At 40.2% G+C, this 3,992-nt stretch carries 2 protein-coding genes; both read left to right on the top strand.

Annotation, left to right across the window (positions count from 1 at the left end; all coding sequences use genetic code 11):
• Positions 1–369 precede the first annotated feature (369 nt).
• On the top strand, positions 370–2,301 hold the full coding sequence (fbp, locus tag LD39_RS11455) for a fructose-1,6-bisphosphatase (RefSeq protein ID WP_035546464.1): 1,932 nt from the start codon (positions 370–372) through the stop codon (positions 2,299–2,301).
• Between the two features lie 172 nt (positions 2,302–2,473).
• Positions 2,474–3,856 (top strand): D-alanyl-D-alanine carboxypeptidase/D-alanyl-D-alanine-endopeptidase, encoded by a 1,383-nt coding sequence (gene dacB, locus LD39_RS11450; protein WP_052158837.1) that lies wholly within the window; start codon positions 2,474–2,476, stop codon positions 3,854–3,856.
• Positions 3,857–3,992 lie beyond the last annotated feature (136 nt).

Below are 3,992 nucleotides of genomic sequence, written 5' to 3'. Positions count from 1 at the left end.
CAGCCTATGAAAAAATGAATAAAAAAGGTTATGAAGTAATAGGGCAGAATTATTCGAGGAATCGATGCTTTGTTCGCAAACAGTCCTAATTCGCATATCGTACGGCGCAAAGGAAGAGATAAACATCTTTCGTAGGCAAGAAATGATAACCAACAAAAAATCGGTCTATACTGGGGGGCCTCTTATTCTTAATTGTTAAAAATATGTTACGATTATACATAATAAAAACCTTTTTTAAATGGAAGCAGAAACAATAAAAATATAAGCGACGTAAACATTCAATCGTAGTTTTCTTTTTAAGATATTAGAAGTTCATGGCGATCTTGAAGGTGCTAAATAACGAGGAATTTTGAAAGGGGATACATAACCTTGAACACGAAATACTTAGATTTATTGGCCCAAAAATATGATAGTGAAGAAAAAGTAGTCACTGAAATTATTAATCTTGAAGCCATTCTTAATCTCCCAAAAGGTACCGAGCATTTTGTCAGCGATCTACACGGGGAGTATCAAGCCTTTCAACATGTGTTAAGAAATGGATCAGGGAGAGTGAAAGAGAAAATAAGAGACATTTTCAATGGTGTCATCTTTGAAAAAGAAATCAATGATCTGGCGACATTAGTTTATTACCCTGAAGAAAAATTGAAGTTGATGATAAATGAATTTGATAATGAACAGGAATTAAACCAATGGTATAAAGAAATTATAGAACGCATGATTAAGGTCATTTCTTATTCCTCCTCCAAATATACACGCTCGAAATTGCGAAAAGCATTGCCTGATCAGTTTGCCTATATTATTGAAGAGCTCTTATACAAAACAGATGAATCGGCCAATAAGGAACAGTATTACACCAAAATGGTCCAGCAAATTATTTCCCTTGGACAAGCAGATAAGCTGATTACAGGTCTTGCTTACAGCACGCAACGGCTGGTCGTTGATCATCTGCATGTCGTGGGGGATATTTATGATCGTGGACCCGAACCCGATAAAATTATGGAAGCACTTATTAACTATCATTCTGTTGATATCCAATGGGGCAATCATGATGCCTTATGGATAGGGGCCTTTGCTGGTTCGAAGGTTTGTCTCGCTAATATTATTCGTATCTGTGCACGCTATGACAATTTGGATATTATCGAAGATGTGTACGGGATCAACCTTAGACCGCTTCTTAATCTTGCCGAGAAATACTATGAAGATAACCCGGCCTTCAGACCAAAAGTGCATTCAGATAAAATGACTACTGACCATGAAAAAATACAAATTACCAAGATACATCAAGCCATTTCGATGATTCAGTTTAAACTTGAGAGCCCGATCATCAAGAGACGCCCGAACTTTAATATGTCTGAAAGGCTTTTGCTTGAGAAAATTGATTATGATAAAAACGAAATCACGATTCACGGAAAAACGTACCCATTAGAAAATGCGTGCTTTGCAACGATAAACCCGGAACAACCTGATCAATTATTAGAAGAAGAACAGCAGGTGATTGATAAGCTGTTATTTTCAATTCAGCATTCCGAAAAGCTGGCTAGACATATGAAGTTCCTCATGAAAAAAGGCAGTCTCTATTTGAAATATAATGGGAACTTATTAATCCACGGATGCATTCCTTTAGATGAGAATGAAAAAATGGAAAAAATGGTGATTGAGGGTAAAACCTATGCAGGTCGTGATTTACTCGATGTTTTTGAACATTATTTGCGCCATGCGTTTGCATATCCTGAAGAGACCGATGACCTTGCGACAGATATGGTCTGGTATTTATGGACAGGAGAATATTCATCTCTCTTTGGAAAAAGGGCCATGACGACCTTTGAACGGTATTTCATCAGCGATAAAGAAACCCATAAAGAGAAAAAGAATCCCTATTACTATTTACGTGAAAACGAGGAAACCTGCCGAAGAATTCTAAAAGACTTTGATCTTAATCCGGATCAAGGTCATATTATAAATGGCCATACCCCCGTTAAAGAAATCGAGGGGGAGAATCCGATCAAAGCAAATGGAAAGATGATTGTCATCGATGGTGGTTTTTCCAAAGCGTATCAATCAAAAACAGGTATTGCTGGATACACACTATTATATAATTCCTACGGCATGCAATTAGTCGCCCATCAACATTTTAACTCAAAAGAAGAGGTACTAATGAATGGAACAGATGTGTTATCCGTTAAAAGATTGGTGGATAAAGAACTAGAGAGGAAAAAAGTATCAGAAACGAATGTTGGCGAGGAATTATTACAGGAGCTCTCTCTTTTAAATAGTTTAATGGAATATCGTTACATGAATTGAATGGGATTCTTACAATCTAGCAAATTCTATGATTAAAATAATGCTTATTTCGGGTACTGCAAAGCTGTTAAATTGGGAAGGGCTTTCGTAAGGGTGCACAAGCTTGAGAGAAAGATGCAGGGACCTCCGAATTTTCTTCGAAAAGTGATGAGGCGTCAAGGAGGAATCCGTATTGATCGATAAACTGAATGCCATCTTAACGAATAAAAAACTGAGTGGAGCACTTGCTGGAGTCAGCATACGTCTGGCGGAAACAGGTGAGGTCATCTTTGAACATAATGCAGATAAGCGACTGAAGCCTGCTTCGAATATGAAGTTGTTCAGCGGGGCGGCGGCTCTTGAAACGCTTGGTGTTGATTATACCTTCACAACGGAGATTGTGGCAGAAGGAGAAATAATAGGAGATAAGCTTTATAGTGATCTATATTTAAAAGGAAATGGCGATCCTACGTTACTAGCGAAAGATTTGGATGAGATGGCTGAATCGCTGAACGAACTAGGGGTCCGGGAAGTGAAAGGCAGCTTAATCGCCGATGATACGTGGTATGATGATGTTCGGTTATCCGAAGATATTACATGGACTGATGAGACGCAGTATTATGGCTCACAGATATCGGCGCTCACCGTATCTCCGGACGAAGACTATGATGCGGGGACGATCATCGTTGCTGTTTCTCCTTCAGACAAAGTAGGTGAGCAGGCACGGATTGAAGTCACTCCGGACAATGATTATGTCCAAATCATGAATCAGGCAACGACGGTTTCTTCAGAATCATCCGAGGATATTTCCATGGAACGAAAGCATGGAACAAACCAGATTATCGTCAAAGGCACCATTCCCGTTGAAGCAAGCCGTTTTCGTTCATGGGTGGCTGTTTTTGAACCTACGGGACTTGCCTTGAGCCTTTTCCAACAGGCTCTGAAAAAACAAAGCATTGAAGTCAATAGTGTGAAGAAAGAAGGGGGAAAAGCCCCGGGCTCCGCCAAAATAATGGTTTCTAAAGAATCCATGCCGCTTAAACAACTTTTTATTCCGTTTATGAAGCTAAGCAATAATGGTCACGCAGAAGTGTTCGTAAAAGAGATGGGGAAAATCATCCATCATGAGGGAAGCTGGGAGAAAGGGCTTGCTGTCGTTACATCCTATCTGAGCGAAATCGGAGTGAACACGGAAACCCTTTGTCTCAGGGATGGATCGGGAATGTCTCATGTCAATATGATTCCGGCCCACGAGATCTCTGAGCTTCTGTTTCAGGTCCAGGATAAGAATTGGTTTCCGGCTTTCTTGAATTCACTGCCCGTTGCAGGAGTCGGTGAAAGGTTAATCGGCGGCACGATTCGTTCGAGGATGGAGGGTACTGCAGCAGAAGGAAACGTCAAAGCGAAAACGGGAACATTGGCTGGCGTTTCATCTTTGTCCGGGTATGTGATGACACAGGATGGAGAGAATTTGATTTTTTCAATCGTCTTTAATAATTATCTTGAAGAAGTGGAAGACCTGGAAGATGAGATAGCTGTAGTTTTGGCGGAACATCGTTTTGTTTCAGAAGAATAAATAGAAGAAGCGGACTTGTATCAATGACAAGTCCGCTTTTTTATACTGCCGCATCAGTTTTTTTGTCTTCATTACGGTCGATGACGGCTGAACCGACAATGTCTCCTAATACGTTAGAGGCTGTCCCTGCCATGCC

It is taken from the genome of Halobacillus sp. BBL2006, assembly GCF_000786645.1.
Taxonomy (GTDB): Bacteria; Bacillota; Bacilli; order Bacillales; family Halobacillaceae; genus Halobacillus.
Note: the sequence above shows the minus strand (reverse complement) of the source record. Positions and strands in the feature narration are given on the sequence as shown.